At 46.9% G+C, this 21677-nt stretch carries 12 protein-coding genes; 9 read left to right on the top strand and 3 right to left on the bottom strand.

Annotation, left to right across the window (positions count from 1 at the left end; all coding sequences use genetic code 11):
• From ACFPFU_RS05255 to ACFPFU_RS05215, 9 genes are all read left to right on the top strand, one after another.
• Nucleotides 1–1604: RagB/SusD family nutrient uptake outer membrane protein (locus ACFPFU_RS05255; protein WP_377062227.1), on the top strand; the 1604-nt coding region annotated here is incomplete at its 5' end.
• Nucleotides 1605–1802: 198 nt separating this feature from the next.
• Nucleotides 1803–2885, top strand: coding sequence for an alginate lyase family protein (locus tag ACFPFU_RS05250; protein WP_377062225.1), 1083 nt, complete (start codon nt 1803–1805; stop codon nt 2883–2885).
• A 60-nt stretch (nt 2886–2945) separates the two neighbouring features.
• On the top strand, nt 2946–4832 hold the full coding sequence (locus ACFPFU_RS05245) for a heparinase II/III domain-containing protein (protein ID WP_377062223.1): 1887 nt from the start codon (nt 2946–2948) through the stop codon (nt 4830–4832).
• Between the two features lies 1 nt (nt 4833).
• A complete protein-coding gene (locus tag ACFPFU_RS05240; protein ID WP_377062221.1) occupies nt 4834–7581 on the top strand; it encodes a polysaccharide lyase family 8 super-sandwich domain-containing protein in 2748 nt (915 codons plus the stop codon).
• A 16-nt stretch (nt 7582–7597) separates the two neighbouring features.
• Nucleotides 7598–9793 carry a polysaccharide lyase family 8 super-sandwich domain-containing protein gene (locus ACFPFU_RS05235; protein WP_377062219.1) on the top strand — a complete coding sequence of 732 codons (2196 nt, stop codon included), beginning with the start codon at nt 7598–7600 and terminating at the stop codon, nt 9791–9793.
• A 13-nt stretch (nt 9794–9806) separates the two neighbouring features.
• Nucleotides 9807–11684 (top strand): heparinase II/III domain-containing protein, encoded by a 1878-nt coding sequence (locus tag ACFPFU_RS05230; protein ID WP_377062217.1) that lies wholly within the window; start codon nt 9807–9809, stop codon nt 11682–11684.
• Between the two features lie 10 nt (nt 11685–11694).
• Nucleotides 11695–13107: a BNR repeat-containing protein gene (locus tag ACFPFU_RS05225; RefSeq protein WP_377062216.1), complete on the top strand. Its 1413-nt coding sequence runs from the start codon at nt 11695–11697 to the stop codon at nt 13105–13107.
• A gap of 59 nt (nt 13108–13166) precedes the next feature.
• Nucleotides 13167–15224 (top strand): alginate lyase family protein, encoded by a 2058-nt coding sequence (locus ACFPFU_RS05220; protein ID WP_377062214.1) that lies wholly within the window; start codon nt 13167–13169, stop codon nt 15222–15224.
• 93 nt (nt 15225–15317) lie between these two features.
• Nucleotides 15318–17270, top strand: a complete 1953-nt coding sequence (locus tag ACFPFU_RS05215; RefSeq protein WP_377062212.1) for a heparinase II/III domain-containing protein — start codon at nt 15318–15320, stop codon at nt 17268–17270.
• 71 nt (nt 17271–17341) lie between these two features.
• On the opposite strand, the gene ACFPFU_RS05210 is transcribed toward ACFPFU_RS05215, so the two are convergent.
• From ACFPFU_RS05210 to ACFPFU_RS05200, 3 genes are all read right to left on the bottom strand, one after another.
• The gene (locus ACFPFU_RS05210) at nt 17342–17920 is read right to left on the bottom strand and encodes a DUF4136 domain-containing protein (protein WP_377062210.1); all 579 of its coding nucleotides are present in this window, start codon (nt 17918–17920) and stop codon (nt 17342–17344) included.
• A 372-nt stretch (nt 17921–18292) separates the two neighbouring features.
• Nucleotides 18293–19957, bottom strand: a complete 1665-nt coding sequence (locus ACFPFU_RS05205) for a ribulokinase (RefSeq protein WP_377062208.1) — start codon at nt 19955–19957, stop codon at nt 18293–18295.
• 315 nt (nt 19958–20272) lie between these two features.
• Nucleotides 20273–21655, bottom strand: coding sequence for a four-carbon acid sugar kinase family protein (locus ACFPFU_RS05200; RefSeq protein ID WP_377062206.1), 1383 nt, complete (start codon nt 21653–21655; stop codon nt 20273–20275).
• Nucleotides 21656–21677 lie beyond the last annotated feature (22 nt).

Below are 21677 nucleotides of genomic sequence, written 5' to 3'. Positions count from 1 at the left end.
TCCCCATCCTGCTGGGACATCACAACGGGTTTGATAGCCAATTGGCCAGTTACCTGCATTTGGACGGGTTTGCCGATAACCTGGCCCCCAACCACGAAAGACACCGGCCTTTCCAACAGGTGCGGGCAGGAAAGCAGATTGTGCCCACTTCCTCATCCGGTATTGGCAACCAGTGGTACGGTTACCGGGGATGGAATTTTGTGAGGGCCATCAACATTGGCTTGGAAAATTATCCCAATGCGGATATCCCTGACGATATCAGAAATAAGTATGCGGGAGAGGCGAGATTGTTCAGGGGATGGTTTTATCACCACATCGTGAAGATGTTCGGCGATGCCCCCTGGGTGGACAAAGAACTCAACATTGATTCCGAAGAGCTGTTTGCCGAAAGGATGCCCCGGGAGCAGGTGATGGACAATGTGCTGGCAGACCTTGATTTTGCCACCACATGGATTCCTGATGATTGGGGGGATGGCAATGAGCCGGGTAGGCTCAACCGCTGGGCTGCCCTTCTGATAAAATCCAGGGTTTGCCTGTTTGAAGGTACCTGGAGAAAATACCACGGGGGATCCAACCCGGAGATGTGGTTGAGGGAAGCCGCTGATGCGGCCAGGGAACTGATGGACAACGGGCCTTATTCGCTGTACATGACAGGAGACCCGGAACATGACTACAATGCCTATCACCGGATACTTGATGTTTCCGGCAATCCGGAAGTAATGGTCTGGAGACGTTATCAGCTGGGTATCCTGACCAATCATGTGCAGAACTATTACAGCTACTCCGGCGGGGCCACCCGGGATTTTGTGGAAGACTATCTTTGTGAGGACGGATTGCCCATCACGCTTTCCCCGCTTTATCAGGGTGACGATGCCATTGAGGATGTGTTTATGAACAGGGATCCCAGATTGAGACAGACCATACTTCATCCTGAGGATTCGGAATTTTATCAATACCACAATGCCGACGGCAGGCCTTATCCCAGAATACAGGGCCAGCCCGGTGGACGGACTTCCTCCACGGGATACCATGTCATCAAACATTACAATGCGGACGACATGATCGGAATGGCTTATAACACGGCTGAATCCCCTGCCATTATTTTACGTTTTGCGGAAGCTTTGTTGAATTACGCCGAAGCCATGGCGGAACTGGGGGAAATCACCCAGGCCGACCTGGACAGGAGCATCAATTTGCTCCGCGACAGGGTGGGCATGGCGCATCTGGATATGAACCCGCCGATGGACCCAAGGTACGCCGATGACGGGATTTCACCGCTTTTGGTTGAAATCAGAAGGGAAAGAAGGATTGAGCTGTTTGGAGAAGGTTTCCGCTATGATGATCTCAGGCGGTGGAAGCAGGGCAGGAAGCTGGAAAAGCCCGACATGGGCATACAGTGGAATGCTGCTGCTGAGGCAAGATATGCGGGGGCCATTATCCATACCAGTGTGGATCCCGAAAACGGCAAAACTTATATCGATGTATATAAGAACTCTGATTGGGAAAACCCCACCTTTGATGAAAACAGGGACTATCTGTGGCCGATCCCGTTGAATGACCTGGCCCAAAACCCGGCCCTGGGCCAGAATCCGGGATGGGATTGAGTAAGAATTATTGATTTGAAAACATAAAAGCCTGTTGGTATTGAAACCGGAAATGATACCGGTTTCTCACCAGCAGGTTTTTTTATGGAAAATTACATGAATGGATGAGAATCAAGAGGTAAAAAAGATAATAATTCATATATTTCCTAAGAAGGAATAATTATTTAAATGTATTCAAAATCTGCAAAATTATCACCTATGAATACAAGTATTTACCTAATAATAAATTCGTTGGTATTAGTTGCTTATTTTGGGCTTCCCGTTTCTTTTGCTTTGGGTGGCGGCATGCATCCCCAAGCCCAAATTGATTTCGTGAAAAACCAGATAGCAAAAAAACAACAACCTTATTACGATGCTTATTTGGAACTCATCGGGTACGCTGACGATGCTTTGAATCAGGGTCATCACGCATTGGAAGACTTCAGTGTACCCGGCTTTTACCGGGATGCCGAAGGACATAGAAACAATTCCCGAAGTCTGCAGACGGACTCGTTTAACGCTTATGCCTGTGCCCTGGCATTCAAACTCAACGGCGACTTAAAATATGGACAAAAGGCCATCTTTTTTCTTAAATCCTGGGCAACAACCAACAAAAGCTACAGTGATGCGGACGGCCCTTTGGTCATGTCTTATTCAGGTCCCGGCTTACTTATAGCGGCGGAATTACTGAAAGATGAAGAGATATGGAAGAGCACGGACAAGAGACAATTCCAAGAATGGGTGGAGAATGTCTATCGTCAAGCCTGCAACGAAATACGGAACCGCAAAAACAACTGGGCAGACTGGGGAAGATACGGTTCGGTGTTGAGTGCTGTCTTTCTGGATGATCCTGACGAAATGCAGGAAAATATCCGATTGATCAAAAGTGACCTTTTCGATAAGATTGCGGGAGACGGGCATATGCCGGAGGAAGTGCGCCGGCAGGACAGGGGGCTGTGGTATACTTATTTTTCTCTCGCGCCCATAACAGCCGCGTGCTGGGCCATACTACAAACGGAAGGTACCGATCTGCTTCTGTGGGAAGAAAACTCCCGGTCAATAAAACTGGCGTTGGACTATCTTCTGCACTATGTAAAAGAACCGGAGGCTTGGCCGTGGCATGAGAAGCAAAGACCCGGCGCTCCGGATTCCTGGCCGGGAAACCTGATGGAAGCCATGGAAGCGATCTATGATGACAAGCGCTATGGGGAATATGTAGGCACAGCCAGGCCTATTACCTATACGACCCATCATTTTGCATGGACATTCCCTACATTGATGAAACCCATACTGACCTATTGAGCAGGTTAAATGAAGAAAATGGTTAAAAATTAATTGACTGATTATTAAAATACCCATATTATGAAACACAATTATAAACCCAAAATCACCGCTTTACTGCTGACTGTCTTTTTGTTGAGTATGGCTCCTTTTACAGGGAGAGCCGAAAGCACAGAAAACGATGACCCTCCTAAACTGGACAATCCTATTTCCGTAAACTATATAAAACGAAATCTGCGAAAGTCCAGCCCGAAACTGGTTTTGACGCCTGCCTTGGAAAGAAATCTCAAACGGCAGATAAAAAACGATCCCATGGTAGGCAACTTTTTTGAGGCAGTTAAAGCCAATGCCTATGAAGTATTGGATGAACCGGTGCTTACCCGAAACATGGTTGGAAGAAGGCTTTTGGGGACTTCCAGAGAAATGCTGTATAGGATCAATGTTCTCGGGATGACCTATCGCATGGAAAAAGACCCCAAATTGCTTCAAAAAATCGACGAGGAATTGAACGCCGTATGCCGTTTTTCTGATTGGAACCCTTCCCACTTTTTGGATGTGGCGGAAATGTCGACCGCTGTGGCACTTGCCATTGATTGGGTGGGCGGGGATTTGCCCAAATCCACGGTTGCTCTTGCAAAGGAAGCCCTCATAGAAAAAGGCATCAAGCCAAGTTTTGAAGGCAACCGCAGTTGGATAAACGGGACCAACAACTGGAACCAGGTCTGTAACGGGGGCATGATCGCCGCAGCCATCATGATCGCCGATGAAGATCCCGAATTGGCTTCAAAAACCATCAGCAGGTCATTGGATGGTCTCCCGCATGCGATGGCCGAGTATGGCCCGGATGGTGTGTATCCCGAGGGGTCGACTTACTGGGGATATGGCACGGCCTTTTCTGTATTGACCTCCGCCATGCTGGAGTCTGCGTTTGGGACTGATTTTGGGATAGCCGAATACCCTGCTTTTAAAGAAAGTGCTGATTTCCGGGTGTTGAGCATTGCCCCCTCCGGCTGGTATTACAATTTTGCCGACTGCGGTGACATGCATGGAACTTCAGGTGATATTATTCTGGCGTGGTTTGCCAATCAGACAGGCAATCCTTTGTACCTGGAAAAAGAGAAATTCATGCAACCCGGGAAAAACATGGGAAAACTCCATAGAGTCGCCGGAGCAGGTCTTGTCTGGCTTTCTCAGTTTAAAAGCAGCAACGAACAGCAGCTGCCTTTGGCTTGGAAAGGAGATGGTTCCAACCCCATCGTCATCATGAAAGGAGAAAAGCCCGGACCTGACCAGTATTATTTCGGCGGCAAGGGGGGAAGGGCCACCATTAGCCACGGCAATATGGATGCGGGCTCCTTTATCTGGGAACTGAACGGGGTTCGCTGGGCGATTGATCCGGGGAACCAGCCCTATAATGAACTGGAAATAACCGGATTCAACTTATGGGGAAACTGCCAGGAATGTGAGAGATGGACCTTACTGACCAAAAACAATTATGGTCACAGTACATTGACAGTAAATGAAGGACTTCATGTCAATGATGGCTTTGCCGCATTGCTGGATTTCCGGGAAGGAAACCAGCCCAAAGCCACATTTGATCTGACACCTGTATTCGGTGAAAATATCAAGCTCGCCCACAGGACTTTCTTCAAGCCAGACGACAATTCCATCCAGATAGAAGACCAACTGGAGATCAATGAAAACACCAAAAGCATTACCTGGCAACTCATGACCCAAGCCGACGTGGAAATTGTAAATGGCGGTGCCATTCTCCGTCAGGACGGCAAGCAAGTCAAACTGGAAAACCTTTCCCACCCCAACTTAACGGTATCGGTGATTTCTCTTGATCCGGCTCCGATGGAATTGGACCGTCAGATCGAGGGGCTGAAAAGACTTGAAATACGCGTGCCTGCCTGGACCATTAAAAATGGAAAAGATACGATAAAAGTGAAATTATCGGGGAATTGATATGCCATCAATGAAAGCCTTGGTTAGGTTTTGCCTGGTTGTCATGTGGGCTGCAGCTCCTCTATTCGAAGGGGCCGCAGCCAATCCCGGCCTGGATACCATCCGAAAACGGGTGTTGGAAGAGCTTATGGAGCAAGGCATTGATTCAGATGAGATCAACGTATTGATCAACACCATTCATGGAGATGGCTCATGGCCAGGCATTGATTATGAGGATGTTTCACGCACGGGATTCCAGCAGAAAGCCCATGTCACCCATATCAGGAACCTCAGTTTGGCTTACAAAAAGGCCGATTCTCCTTTTCGTGGGAGCATCGATGTGAAAAGAACCTTGTCACTGGCGATTGATTACTGGGCTGATCACGATTTTATAGCGAGTAACTGGCATACCAATGAAATTTCCAATCCCCTGGATTGGAGTGCGGTCCTTTTGTTGGTGGGAGATGAACTCACCCAAGAGCAAATTAAAGCCCTTTCCGGATTCGCCAGAAGGGGAAATCTACAGGCGTGGGGAGCGAGGCCGGGAGGAGACCTTATCAAAATCGCGGGCATCGTGGCAGAGTTGGCCTTATTCGAAGAGGATGAAGAAACTTTGAGGAAGGCCGTGGATGCCATGGTCGCTGAGGTGAAAGTGACTTCAGGGTTGGGGATCAAACCTGATTTGGGTTTCCATCACAGAACAGACCGGGTTACTTCTATTTTGGCCTATGGGACCGGATATGCCGCTACTTTTGCCAATTGGGCATATAGACTGGATGGGACAGATTATAGCATTCCGGAAGGAGCGCTGAAATTATTGATTGATTATTACCTGGATGGTATCTGCAAATCCATGGTCCATGGCTGGTACAAAGATCCTGGTGTAATTAACCGGGGGATGGCCAGGGAAGGTTCGCTTAATCCGATAGGACCTGAATTGCCAAGGGCGCTGCTGAAAGTGTCTGACTATCGCCGTGGTGAGCTGGAAAAAATCGCCGACATAAGGGATGGCAAATCAAAACCGGATTTAAGGGCGAATCGGTTTTTTTGGCATTCGGAATACTTCAGTCATCAGCGGCCCGGTTATTTTGCTTCCGTCCGCATGTTTTCGGACAGAAACCACAACATGGAATATCCGCATAATGAGGAGTCTCTTAAGCATCACCATTATGCTGACGGGTCCAATTTTATATCCAGGACCGGAAGAGAATATTACAACATTTTCCCCGCCTGGGATTGGCAAAAAATACCGGGGACTACTGTGGTCCAAAAACCTGAAATTCCCCATTGGAACCAGATTGTAAAGAAAGGAAAAACAGATTTTGTGGGGGCGGTGTCAGATGGTTTGTATGGTGCCGCGGTTTTTGATTTTATCAGTCCCCATGACCCGCTGGTGGCCCGAAAATCCTGGTTTTTCTTCGATGATGAATACGTTTGCCTGGGTACAGGAATTCAATCCGATGCAGATTATCCCGTTTTTACTACCATCAACCAAACTTTGCTGAACACGGATATTATTGTGAAATCAGGGGGGAAAGAAAAAAAGCTGAAAAAGGGAGAACATCAGATCAAAGACGTTGACTGGGTCTTTCATGACAGTGTAGCTTATTTTTTTCCAAATCCTTCTCAGGTATCCCTTTCGGGTGATTCTTTTACAGGTTCCTGGCAAGACATTGTCAATACCCAACGGGTACAGAACAAGCCACCGCTGACGAAAGATATATTTTCCTTGTGGCTTGACCACGGCGTCAGGCCCAAAATGGAATCCTATGAATATGTAGTGGTGCCGGGGATCGGGCGTTCAGAGGTGGATCAATATAAACCGTCCCAATCCATAAGTATACTTTCCAACACGACAAAAATCCAGGCAGTACAACAGCAAAAGCTGAACATTACCCAAGTAGTGTTTTATGAACCTGAAACGGTTTCGATTTCCGAAAACCTGGCTTTAACTTCCCGGTCGCCTGGTCTGGTTATACTGGAGACATCCGGGCCTGTCGTGAAAAAAATCACGGTAGCCGACCCAACCAGAAAACTGGAGGTTTTTGAATTGGAGCTGAGCGGAGATTTCAGGGGGCAGGGTCAAGGTTGGAAAGCCAGTCAAAATGGGAGCACCAGCAAGGTACTGATACGGCTGCCTGTGGGACAAGACGCAGGGAAAAGCATCACGCTGCAAAACGGTGATTTCAAACCCGGTGCGCCTGACGTGGAGGAGGGCCTTCGGTTGGCAAAGGCTAAAAAGTCTGATCAGCCAAATGAAGACGGCAGACATTATATTGGAGAATCATTCGGAGGGGGCAAGGTGATATGGGTGGATGATACCGGAAAACACGGGTTGGTAGCGGCGACCTCAGACCAAAACCAAGGCATATCCTGGAGAAATGGAAGGGCAAAAAACCCGCAAATGTACGGGGACCATGGTGATAGGGTTACCAATGCCAGAGGAGACGGTATTTATGCAGGCCAGGCAAACACCGCATTGATTATTGCCCAACAGACCGGGGACGATATCACAGGCAGTTTTGCCGCCAGGGTCTGCAACGAATGTACCTTCGGTGGCTATGGTGATTGGTACCTGCCTTCTAAAGCTGAGTTGGAGATGATTTACCAGCTTAGAAAGGAAATAGGAGGCTTTGACCAGGAAATGTACTGGAGTTCCACGGAATACAATATAGGTTTCGTATGGGGGCAAAACTTCAAAGGTTACGGCGGACAGTATTCACAAAACAAAGGGTCTAATTACGCGGTACGCTGTGTAAGGAGATTTTAACTAACAATAAACCCCAATGATCAAACGAATAAGCAAATTTGACATTAACCAAGAGACTTTTAGGAGGCTTTTTGGGATTTTTATGCTTTTATGCATAATGGCCATCACTGGCCATATAGCGCTGGCATCCGAAATAGATGTCATCAAAAAAAGAGTCATGGATGAACTCCTATCTTCTGGGGTGGACAACAATGAAATTGAGGATTTATTAAATACCCAGAGAGAGGACGGTACCTGGCCGGGCATCAACTATGAGGATGTCTCCAGAACCGGTTTTGAGCACAGGATCCATACAGCCAACATGGTAACGCTGAGCAAAGCTTACCAGGCCAAAGGCGGTAGATACAGAAACAACCGGAAAGTCAGGCAAGCGATCCAAAAGGCCTTGGCCCACTGGGTAGAAAAGGACTACTTCTGCGAAAACTGGTGGCACAACCAGATAGGCACGCCCACCAACTTGGTAGCAGTCATGCTTTTGGCCGGAAGTGACATGCCAAAAGAGCTGGTTGAGAAAGCCCAGCCCATGATCGGCAGAGCCCATTTGGAAGCTTCAGGAGCCAGGCCCAGTGGGGACAGAATCAAGATTGCGGGGATACTGGCCAAGAACCTGTTATTCAGGGAGGATAAGCAACAATTTGATGAAGTCATTAAGGTGATAGAGGGGGAGATCAAATTTTCCTCCGGGGAAAGAGGCATGCAGCATGACTACAGTTTCCACCACAGGCACGACAGGGTCAATAATACGTTGTCATATGGACTTGGGTACGCGGATGCGTTTGTGGAATGGGCGGTATATGTGGCCGGCACGGATTATGCCTTCTCAGATGAAAAAATCAAACAATTAGTAGATTATTACCTGGATGGGATATGTAAAACCATGGTGTTTGGGAAATACCCCGACCCGGGAGCGAAAAACAGGAGCGTGGCGAGGAAGGGGGCGCTGAATCCAATGGATGCCCATACGCCAAAAAAGCTGATGCAAGCCACTGATTACAGAAAGGAGGAGCTGGAGGAGATCATTAAGTTCCGGGAAGGGGAATTGGATGAGGTATCACTTTCCCATAGTACATTTTTCTGGCACTCTGAGCATTTCACCTTTCAAAGGCCTCATTATTATGCTTCCGTGAGGATGTATTCCACCCGTAACCGGAACATGGAGGAACCCTATAACAGTGAGGGCCTGAAAAACCACCACAGAGGTGATGGGGCTAACCATGTTCTGTTGACGGGAGAGGAATATTACGACATATACCCTGTGATGGATTATCAAAAAGTGCCTGGGGCTACAATCCTGCAAAAAGAAGCGCTTCCAGATGAGAATCAGATCCAACGTCCCGGATTGACCGATTTTGTGGGAGCGGCAACAGACGGGCTTTATGGGGTGGCTTCATTTGATTTCAAAAGCCCGCATGACCCTGTCCAGGCCAGAAAATCCTGGTTTTTCTTTGACGAAGAATATGTTTGTCTGGGAGCAGGTATCCAGGCTGGGACCAACCGGCCTGTGGTTACCACTGTTAATCAAAACCTGGTGTTTGGGGATGTTGTCGTCGGAAATGGAAAAGAGCAGAAAGCTTCTCCAAAAGGTGAACATGAATTGGACCATGTGGAATGGGTGTACAGTGACCGGATGGCTTATGTATTTCCTGAACCCCAAAAGGTACATTTGTTTCATGGCCCGGTGACCGGGAACTGGACCGATATCAGCAAACAGACCAGTGCGCCGAAGGAAGATGTTACCATGGACATTTTCAAATTGTGGGTGGACCATGGCAGCAGGCCATCGGAAGGAAGTTATGCCTATATTGTGCTGCCGGGCGTAAACCGGGAGCAGGCTGCTTCATATGATCATGCCTCCCGCCTTCAGATACTCGCCAATACAAAAGACGTGCAGGCGGTGAAGCACAAGGGGCTGGGCATATACCAGTTGGTGTTTTACCAATCCGCCGAACTTGATTTAGGCGAAGGGATGAAAGTAATCATGGACGGCCCGGGTCAAGTAATCCTGCAAATGGATGGCAAGGCCATCAAGAAAATAACAGTAGCCGACCCGGCCAGAAAGCTGGGTAAAATGCATTTCAGGATAAATGTGCCTGTAAACCATACCGAAGCGGGCTTTGCCGGAGCATGGAACCCACAAAATGAATACAGTGAGATTGCTGTGGATCTTCCCAGGGACGTTTATGCCGGGAAAAGTGTAACAGTCGACCTTTAAAAAAATGACATACATGAATTATCAGATTATTCGATTTGTAGTATTGGGGATTTTATTGCAGCTGTCCATTTTTACCCATGGGCAAAACATTCCCAAACAGTTACCGGTAACTGAACACCCTCGGCTGCTGCTGATGAAGGGAGAGGAAAATGAGATCAAGGGTTTGATATCCAAAGACAAACAATGGTACAAACTGCATGAAGCCATTATCAATGAGGCTGACAGGCTTGATGACGAAGGGCTGTTGGAACGGAAACAAATCGGCCGACGGCTGCTTTCGGTATCCAGAGAGGCCTTGCGCAGGATTTTCCATCTGAGCTATGCCTACAGGCTGACCGGAGAGCAAAAGTATGTGGAAAGGGCCGAGAAAGAAATGTTGACAATTGCCGGATTCAGCGATTGGAACCCAACCCATTTTTTGGATGTGGCGGAAATGACCATGGCCTTAGCTATCGGGTATGATTGGATGTATGATGCCTTGTCGTTGGATACCAGAAAGACCATTAGCAACGCCATCGTCAAACATGGTTTGGAACCTTCATATAACGAGGATTATAATTGGTTTCTGAAGGCCACCCATAATTGGAACCAAGTCTGCAATGCCGGGATGGTTTTTGGCGCATTCGCCATTTATGAGGACCAACCTAAACTTGCGCAGAAGACCATTGAAAGGGCAATCAAAACCATTCCCCTGGCCATGGAAGATTACAAGCCTGATGGAGCATATCCTGAAGGGTATGGCTACTGGGGTTATGGAACCACCTTTAACGTGTTGTTCCTGGATGCCGTGGAAAACATTTATGGGACAGACTTCGGTTTGAGTGAAATCCAGGGCTTCATGGAGACGGCCGGTTTTTATAAAAACATGACAGGGGTGACTGGACTGTCCTACAACTGGGGAGATGCCGGCGGCGGATACGGCAGCCTGACCCCGGCCATGTTTTGGTTCGCCCAAAAAAGCCAAAGTCCCTCTCTTCTTTGGGTAGAAAAGCACCATCTGGATGCAGCCGATTTGAGTCGGTTGACCAGAAACAGGGTGCTGCCGGCGGCCATGGTATGGGGGAGAAACACATCTCTAAACGGTATTCCCGCACCTACAAGGAAGGTATGGGTGGGCCAGGGGCCCAATCCTGTCGCACTCATACGGACTTCTTGGACGGATCCTGACGCCATTTATCTTGGGTTCAAAGCGGGATCCGCTTCCGTCAACCACGGGCACATGGACATTGGGTCATTTATCATGGAGGCGGATGGGGTGCGTTGGGCCATGGATTTTGGAAGTCAAAATTACGAGTCGCTGGAATCAAAGGGAATTCAGCTTTTTGGCCGCACCCAGGACGCACAACGGTGGACCGTTTTCCGTTTGAATAATTTTGTACACAATACCTTGACCATAGATGGCGCCCACCAAAGGGTAGAGGGATATGCCAAAATTGATCGTTTTGGTGATTCCGATTCTTTTCCCTTTGCCATTTCAAATATTACAGAAACCTATGAGGGACAGGCTAAAAACATTACCAGGGGAGTCGGCATCGTGGATGGCCGCTATGTCCTGGTCAGGGACGAAATTAAAGCCAATTCCTCCCCATCCACCATCCGCTGGAATATGCTCACCCCAGCAGAAGTAACCATCGAAAATGACAGGGCTGTTTTGACCAAGGACGGCAAAAAACTTTATCTGATGGCTCAGGGTGGGAAGGGGGTAAAATGGAAGACCTGGAGTACGGAACCGGCCACAGACTATGATGAACCCAACCCAGGTACCATCATGGTTGGTTTTGAATATGAGGCTTCCGGTGATGAAGACTTTGCTTTGCAGGTGGTACTCGTCCCTGAAAAGGCACTGGAAAAAGTGAAAAAACATGGCCGTAATTTGAAAAATTGGAAATAGCGAAAAAATTATGATCTCTAAACCCATTCATACTACTTTACGAAAACTGATGTATACCTTGGTCCCGGTCCTGTTGCTCTCTTGTGCCAAAGAGAAGGGACAGGACAGGTTTGTCACCATTGATGAGCGGGATCAGGGAAAATCCATCACCAAGATCATTGCCATCGATAAGGTTTGGGCGGGTCATCCCGTTGGTTTTGCATTAATGACGCAAGGCGATCGGCAGTACATCGCTTATTACAATGAAGACCGGCACATGGTGGTGGGGCAAAGGATGCTTAATGAAGACAATTTTCAATTGCATAAAATGCCGGTATTTGGCAGGGATGAAGGCAAAGGGACCAGTACAGTTTTGAATTGGGACAGCCATAATTCCATTACCATGGCCATGGATAAAGAAGGGTACGTCCACCTGTCAGGTAACATGCATGTGCATCCGCTGACGTACTTTAAGGGGACTAAGCCCTATGATATCACGTCACTGGAGCAAGTTTGGGAAATGACAGGAAGCAATGAAACCCGATGTACTTACCCCAAATTCATGACCACAGAAGAAGGAGATTTGGTATTCCATTACCGGGATGGGGGAAGTGGGGATGGCAACGAAATCTATAACATCTACGCTACAGAAACGGGCAAATGGAGCCGCCTTTTGGATGCGGCCCTGACGGATGGGCAGGGAGAAATGAATGCCTATGCCTCTCAGCCCGAATTGAGGGAGGACAATTGGTATCATATGTATTGGGTATGGAGAGATACCCCCGACTGCTCCACCAACCACGACCTGTCTTATATCAAGAGTCCTGACTTGAAGAATTGGTACGATGCTTTTGGGGAACCTGTGTCGCTCCCGGTTACATTCGATCAGAAACCGGTGATTGTGGCCCCTATTCCGGTGAAGGGCGGCATCATCAACCTGGCAGCTAAACTGTGCCTGGATGAAGATTTAAACCCCATTATGGCTTACCACAAATATGATGAGGAAGGCAATCTCCAGTTTTATGTGGCCAAAGCGACAGCAGGGAAATGGGATTACAAACAGGTGACTGATTGGGACTACCGCTGGGAGTTTTCCGGCGGAGGGAGTATCAACTTTGAGGTAAGGGTTGGCGATTTCAAAAGAAGGGAAGATGGCCGTTACGAACTTGGATACGACCATATTAAATACGGTGAGGGAACAATATTGCTGGACAAGGATTTGAACCCTGTTGGAGAAGTATTGAAACCAGCCTCCATCATAGCGGAGCGGCAAGTGGAGGGGGATTTTCCAGGTCTGGAAATCAGAACTCAAAGCGATTTAAACCCTGGTGAAGGCACCAAAAGTTATGTGCTGAAATGGGAGACTTTGCCACGTAATAGGGACAGGCCCTATCCGGAACCATGGCCGGAGTCCAGCCAACTGTATTTGTATGAGTTGGAATGAGAAGGGGGCGGTTCAACAGTTGTGAGACATCTTACTAAAAGAGGAAACCCAAGATATACATGAAAATGATCAGACCTGGGGCTTATATTGGATGCCTTGTTCCTTTTTTGCTTTGCTTTTCTGCATTGGCACTGTCGGTCGGGAAGGACTTCCGGACCGTGGAAGACGTTTATGGGGCCTATCCGGATAGGGTAGAAAGGCTTTTTACCTTCCTGGATCTGGACAGAGCCGGTCTCGAAAAAGTGAAGTCAGCGGTGAAAAACAATGACTACGTACGCGCAGGAGAGGAATTACTCATCTATTATAGAAGGAAACCACTGCCGCGCTTTGTAAGGCAAGAGATCAAAACAGAAGAAGAGGAGAATCTGATTCATTCCGCCAAGGAAATGCTTGAGGATGTGTTCATATTTTACCAGCAGAGAGCAAAGGTGCCCAGAAACATCCAAGGGATGCTGCAATGGGATTTTAAAGGCCCCTCGGAAGATCAGGAATGGGCTTGGGCACTCAATAGGCATTATCCGCTTCAAACTCTATATGATGCCCATCTTTTGACAAATGAACCTGCTTATGCCATGGCCATGGACGCCTTCATCAAAGATTGGGTAATACAAAGCGTGCCTTATCCGGGCAAAAAGAGTGCGACAGCCATGTGGAGGGGCCTGGAAGTGAGTTTTCGGGTGAAAAGTTGGACGGATGTTTTTTACGGCCTTTTGGATTCCGGGTATTTTACGGATGCCACCCGGCTGTTGATGCTCAGCAGTTTGCCGGACCATGCCCATTACGCCAGAAACTTCCATGGACAGAATAACTGGCTGACCATGGAAATGTCGGGACTGGCAAAACTCTCCGCTGCCTGGCCGGAATTTAAGGACTCCCGGGACTGGATGGCTTATGCCAAATCCACCATGACTGAAAGCCTTGCCGATCAGATATATCCGGACGGAGCGCAGACAGAGCTTACCTCCAGCTATCATCAGGTGTCTTTGAATAATTTTGATCAGTTCCGGCAGATAGTTGAAGAAGTAGGTGAGGATCTCCCGGAAGGCTTCCTGACGCAGTTAGAAAGTATGTGGAACTATATTGCGTATACCATCCGGCCTGATGGGTATGGACTTTTGAACAATGATGCAGACAAAAAACATAACAGAAATGCGGTGTTGACAGCGGCGGCCGAATATGGTAGACCGGATTGGCAATATATTGCCTCTAATGGTTTGGCAGGAGAGCGACCAAAAGGTCCTCCGTCGATAGTTTTCCCTTATGCCGGCCATCTGATTTCACGCAGCGGGTATAAAAAGGACGCCCACTGGTCTTTTTTTGATATTGGCCCTTGGGGAACCGGTCACCAGCACAATGACAAGTTGCATGTGTCGATAGCCGCGTTTGGGAGGGACCTGTTGGTAGATGCTGGACGTTTTGCTTACAGAGGGGATTTGGCGGATAAATTCCGCCCTTATGCTTTGGGTAGTGCAAGTCACAATGTTTTGTTGATAGATGGAAACGGGCAGGGGCCTGGCCTCAGAAAAACAGAGAAACCTTTAGGTGATAATCAGGTCAGTATTACAGATGCCTATGATTATGCTTGGGAAAGTTTCAGCGATTTTGAAAATATGGAAGGCCATACTACCCATCAAAGAACACTCTTTTACCTAAGGGATAAATTTTGGATCATTTTGGATAAAGTGATCAGTGACCGTCCCAGGCAAATCAATGCCCTTTGGCACTGGCACCCGGATTGTGAGGTAGAACGGTTCGGGAGACATTTGGTTAAAACTTTGAATGACCATGGCAATCTTTATCTACAGTCTTTAAGTTCTATAGATTGGCAGCTGGATCAAGTTAAAGGACAGGAAGAGCCTGTTGTCCAAGGATGGTATAGTGAGGAATATAATAAGGTTGAGCCGAATACGGTGAGCATTTTTACGGCGGAAGTCGATAGAGAGTCTACATTGATATGGTTCATACTTCCCTACGAAACGGAGCAACCGGATGTCCAGGCTGAAGTCATATCTGAAGATAGTTATGGCGTCAGTTTGAGAATAACCGTGGAAGATGAAACATGGCACTTGGAAATACCCTTTAAGAACACGAATAAAATAAGCGTGGAACAACGATGAATTAAAAAAGCACCACATCTAACCGGTTTTGCATATATGCCTAAACCGGAGAGTCGATGGGATAATGTTTCGAATGTAAACCCAAAATAAGCGATGAAAAAGTTCATAGTATGTTTATTATGCTGTTTGGCGGTTTTTCTCCAATCCGACCTGACAGCGCAGAATTTAATGAGTGGGAGATACTCTTTATTTTCCCTTTCTGACGTGTTGATTCCCCATCAGGATTGGCAACCCTTCCCCAAATTGGATGACCGGGAAAGCTGGTCAAAAGCAGATGAGGCGATGATGCAGGCCTTTTTAAAAGCCGCCGATGATTATGAAGGTTATGAGTGGCCTTATATTCCTGCCACCAAATCCCTGCTTATAGAACGGACGGGGGACCGCAATGAATACCAAGTTGTGAGCTTTGAAAAGAGAAGGGTGCTGGGGACGATGATGCTGGCTGAGATTTATGAAAACAAGGGAAGGTTTATTGATCCCATCATCAATGGCATATGGTCCATTTGTGAAGAGTCCTTTTGGGGTGTTCCGGCACACTTGCCCAAAACAAAGGAATATTCCGGGCTCATGGACACGTCCAATCCTTTTGTGGATTTGTTTGCTGCTGAAACCGCCACCTACCTGGCTTGGGCAGATTACTTCTTCGGGGAGAAATTTGACGAAATCTCCCCCCAAATCAGAAAGCGGATATACCATGAAACCAACAACAGGATTTTTGAGCCGTTGATGAACCGACACCATGGCTGGATGACCAAAAATTCCAATGGCAGACCACCCAACAACTGGAACCCATGGATATGTTCCAATTGGATCAATTCAGCGTTGTTATTGGAGAAGGACGAGAGCAAAAGGTTGGCTTTGGTTCACAGGGCCTTGGTGGTTTTGGATGAATTTTTGAATCCTTATCCAAATGATGGAGGCTGTGATGAGGGACCCAGCTATTGGGGTGCGGCAGCTGCCTCCTTGTACGACAATATTTCTTTGCTCAATTCTGCGAGCAACAATGCATTTCAATACGTTTACGAAAACGAAAAAGTAAAAAACATGGGCAAGTTCATATACCGGGCCCAAATCAGTGATAAGTATTTTTTGAATTTTGCAGATGCGGATCCGCAGCCGGGGATGTCCGCCAGTATGATTTACCGTTACGGAAAGGACATTGGAGATGCGGATATGATGAAATTCGGAGCGTATTACAGGGAATCGGGTTCCGGTACTTTGCCCAGATTCCACTATTTCAGAAACCTTTTCGAATTGTTCATTCAGGAGGAGTATCAAAATGCTTCCCAAGGTTTACCCCTTCCCAAAGATGTGTGGCTTCCGGATATCCAGGTGATGGTGGCAAGGGACAATGAAGGGACTACGGATGGTTTTTTTCTAGCCGCAAAAGGAGGGCACAATGATGAAAGCCATAACCACAATGATATAGGTAACTACGTGGTGTATTATGACGGTTTGCCCCTATTGATTGATGTCGGCAGAGGTACCTATACACGAAAAACTTTCAGTGATGAGCGCTATACCATTTGGTATAACCGGTCAGACTATCATAATCTCCCGACAATAAATAAAAACACCCAGCTCCCAGGTGCCAGATATAAAGCGGAGAACGTAAGATATGATGCGAAGAAGAATGCGGCTGTCATGTCACTGGACATTGCTTCGGCTTATCCTGAGGGAACGGGAGTTAACCAATGGAATAGAACATTCACCTTAAACAGAGGTAAAAATGTGCTCGTAAGAGATGATTTTCAATTGGACAAAGCGGGAGATATCGTACAGCATCTCATGACAATCTATCCACCTGAAGAGAAGAGCCCAGGTGAGATTCTGATTCCTTATACCGGTCCGTCGGGCGATATCGTCAGTTTCGTTATAAAATATGATCCGCAAAAAATGAAACCCGGGATTGAGAAAATAAGACTTGAGGCCCCCGAGGACATGGGGATTGTACAGAAATGGGGAGACAATATCTACCGGATCAATTTTGAATTGACTGATCCCAAAACACAGGATTCCATGGAATTTATGATCAGCAGGCAATAAAAAAACGCCCCGGTTAACAGGCGTTTGTGAATTGTTAGATGGTATTTAATAATAGTATCAGGCCGGTTTATTCAGTTTCTTGTAAGGATTTTAAATTGATCCATAACTTTATAAGTAGCTCTGGTAAGGTCAATATGGATATTGGGTGATTCATAATCGAAATATGCAGAGGTATAACCTTGCCAGACTGTATTGCCCTTTTTATGGTCAATCACTAAGATCACAAGCATGCCATCATTTTGGGTGTATTTTACCGAGTTGTAGTTTTCTCCCATTTTTTGTCTGGCGATGCTATCGGCCTCTTCTTGCAGGAGCTCTATACCCTGTTTTTTCAACCAGAAATCGAAATCGGGTTGATTGTACCCTCGGTATCTCACCTCACTGAGATAAAGTTTGTAAATTATCAATAGGTCCGGGTTGTCATCTTTGAGTCTAAAACCCTGGGAACCTAACCTTGAAGAGATGGTTTTTTCGATCACGTCTGAGAATGCGTAATCATTCCGCCCCTCCTCTTCCACAAATCCAAAGGTCTTGTACTTTTTGAAGGCGCCTTTGTAATTGTAATCATACTCTGCCACAAAATCTTTCTGGGACAAACAGGCTGAACTGAAAATCAGCAAAACAATGATGAAGTACTGTGAATTTTTCATACATGCTTGTTTTGTTAGGGATAAATTATCTACATAAGTTGGTTTCTATTAAGATTTGGTTGAATTATTGAAATTCATATTTTTATTCTTCGGTATTGATTTAACTTTTACTAGTATTTTTTGTTTTTGGAATCAGCCATACAAATTGCTTTCTAATTTTAATCAATTCCATACCCAATTCCAAGAATTTACTCATTTTATAATTTTGTGTATGTGTTTGATAATTAGCAGAATGCCTCAAAAATTATACAAATCTCTCAGGAGGATCTATTTAAATAAAAAAAGCACCTGATATTACAGTCAGGTGCCGCATTTATGGGCTTAAAAACACTTGTTTCTGTTTCCCTATGGCGGAAAAAATATTTTTTTTATTTATTGATAGTTTTCCACAAAATCCCCGAGCCGGAGGTATTGCCGGTATTTTTCTTCGTAAATTTTGGCATGTTTCGAAATGGGTTCATAAATTTTGTCAAACCCGTTTCCCATCTTGAGTATGGCCGTTTGGGTATCGGGATATATTCCCGCCGCCACCGCAGCATACATTGCAGCTCCCAGGGCAGGGGCTTGTTCCGAACTGGCCACCTTGATGGGCATTTTCAGGACATCCGCCATGGTTTGCATCACAAGGTGTGACTTTTTGGCCACACCTCCGAGGCCGATGACCTTGTTGATGACCACCCCTTCTTCTTTGAATCTTTCTACAATGCTTCTGGAACCAAAGCAGATCGCATCCACCAAAGCCTTGAAGACCCGCGGGGCATCGGTACCCATGCTCAACCCCATTAGGGCTCCTTTTAAGTTCTGGTTGGCATCAGGGGTGCGCCGGCCATTGATCCAATCCAGGGCCAAAACTTCGGTTTCTTCAGGATTGATTTCTGTGGCTTCCCGGCTGAGCCTCGCCATTAAGTTCTCTTTTACCTCACTGATAAGTTCGGTTTTTTGATTCTCTGTAAGCGTCGTGGAGTCGCGTATGGTTTGGACCGCGGATTGGGTCAGCAACTGGATAAACCAAGCCAGCACATCTCCAAATCCCGATTGGCCTGCCTCGAGCCCTATCGTTCCCGGGATTACGGATCCGTCTACCTGGCCACAGATGCCTTTGACTGTTTTGCCGGCTATGTCATGATAAGAAGCTACCATGATGTCACAGGTAGAGGTACCCATCACTTTCACCAATGTGTGCTCTGATACCTCGCCTCCGACTGCACCTGAGTGGGCATCGAATGTGCCTACCGCTACCACAGTATCGGTATTGAGACCTAATTTATCTGCCCACTTTTTGGAGAGCGTTCCAGCCGCTGTGTCGGAGGTATAGGTGTCGGTGTAGAGCCGTTCTTTCAAGGAAGCAAGGCGATTGTCGAGTTTTGATAAAAAAGCGGCATCCGGTAAGCCCCCCCAGCTTTCATGCCAGAGCGCCTTATGGCCCGCCGCACAACGGCTTCTTTTGAAGTTTTCCGGGGAGCTTCCGCCCACCAGGGAATAAGTAATGTAATCGCAGTGTTCCATCCAGGAATAAGCCGCTTCTGCCACTTGGGGATCCTCCCGGATGATATGGAGAATCTTTGCCCAAAACCACTCTGAAGAGTATATACCTCCTTCATATTTGGTAAAATCCTCTCCCCCCCAGTTTCTGGCCAGCGCATTGATTTCTTCGGCCTCTTGTATGGCGGTATGGTCTTTCCACAAAACCATCATGGCATTGGGGTTGTCGGCAAATTCAGGGAGCAAGGCCAAAGGGGTACCGTCCTTGGCGACAGCCATTGGGGATGATCCTGTGGTGTCCACACAGATGCCTTTGATCTGTTCCGGTGGGATACCACTTCCCGCTACCACTTTCTTGATGGTATGTTCCAGCCCCTCCAAGTGGTCCAGGGGGTGCTGGCGGAACTGGTTTTTTATGGGAAGACAATATTTGCCTGCTTTCCATCTGGGATACGGGAAGACCTCGCCGGACAGGGTTTCGCCGTTTGAAGTGTTTACTAAAATAGCTCTTACCGAGTCTGTGCCAAAGTCTACTCCTATTACATAATTACTCATGAAATTGAATGTTTTTTAATCAGAAAAGAATGGGACCGAAACAGGCAAGTCCGCACTTGCGCATAGCGGCTTTAGGACATTACTGCTTAAAAAGCTGCATGGTCCATCTAGAATCTACCAAATATAAAAAACTTTCCCTGATTATCTGTCCGCCGGTTACCAGCTCAGTAAGAAGACGGTCTTTAATCAGGGGTTACCTAGTAGGTTAACCCGAGGTTCGGTGCTGATTTTTGAAGATTTTAAAACAGGTCTTTATTATTGATTTTACACGATGGTTATTTTTGGACTTTACCAAGTATCCCCGTTTCAAGTTTTTCATGATGCGTCAGGATTTTGGGTGAAAATTTCAAAGGCCTCTTTTAATGCCTTTTCATTTCCCACGTTACCGGGAAAAACAACATAGGGTGTATTAGTAAATTTTTTGGAATCCCCCAATTGCCAGACCGGCACGCCCGGAAGCAACTGTCCCGCAACCATAGCCCTTTTCATGCCCAGACTTTTTACGGCGATGTCGTTGGCGGTAATGCCTCCCTTGGCAATAATAAATGATGGTTTGGTCCGGATGCTTTTTACAAAATTGACCAGATAATCATTGATTTTTTCTCCTATACCCAGGTTTTCTGAGGCATCTTTTCCGGTAAGCAATGTCCGTGAAGTGTATATCACCATATGCTTGCCGGAAGACAAACTTTCTTCTATTTTATTGATCGATTCCCGTGTCCACTCCTGGAACCCCGGGGGAGCCGCTATTATTTTTTCAACAGGCAGGCAGACTTCAAATAAGCCTTCAACCGACAACAGGTTTTGAAGCTGCCCGGTGGTTTTGGGAACATATGAGCCCACTATCATCAGTCCGCCGTTTTTCGGAGCCGGCCGTTGCTGCACAAGCCAGGGTTTGGCTTCCATTCCTGTAAAGGCAGAAATAAATGATGCGGCTGTACGAAAGATGAAGTTTCTTCCCTCTTTTATTTCCTGTAGGAGGGCTTGGCAGACTATTTCCAGATCTTCGTACATGGTGGCATTGATGATAAGGGTTTCACCTGTCTGTAGCGTGGCCAGCGTTTCTCTAAGGTTTTCCCCTTTTCGAATCCTTTCTAAGGAGAGGGATTTGATGGAATCCCGTTTGGTATTCCCCTTGCTTTTTTCCATGATCCATTTTCTGAGATCCGCATGCTGATAGCCAAAACTTTTGTCTTTGGCAAAGGGGGTTTGGGACACCGGGATTTTGACCTCGTTTTCGATGATGTAATGGACATCATTTTCTGTTACCCTGCCCCCTTCAAAAAAAACCGGTGCCATGATCCAGGGCAGCCTGGATCGTCCACAGGCTTCGCTTATGGCAGCTACCTCTTCCGGGAAGTGCCCCCTTAAAGTCGAATCGCTGCGGCTGACAAGGATGAAATCCCTTCCTGTAGCCATGGACGCCTCCAGAAGGTTTTTTCCGATTTCCTTTGATCTTTTGACAGCTTCTTCGGGGACCAGGCTGCGGGTGTTGGCAAGCACGAAAAACAGTTTGGTTTTTCTTTCAAATTCTTCTTTAAAAACCTCCAGGGACCAATGTCCTAAGACAGGGACATCGTGTACCGTTTGCGTACCGGTAGGATCATCATCCACGATTACCAGCGTTTTGCCCAGCTTTTCAAATAGTACCCTGATAGCTGAAAGATGAGGTCGGTTGAGTGTCTGTTTTTCCGCCATACCACCTTGATATAAAAGAAGT

The sequence above is a fragment of the Negadavirga shengliensis genome, assembly GCF_042652345.1.
In the GTDB taxonomy this organism is placed as follows: domain Bacteria; phylum Bacteroidota; class Bacteroidia; order Cytophagales; family Cyclobacteriaceae; genus Negadavirga; species Negadavirga shengliensis.
This window is presented reverse-complemented; position numbering and strand designations above follow the sequence as displayed.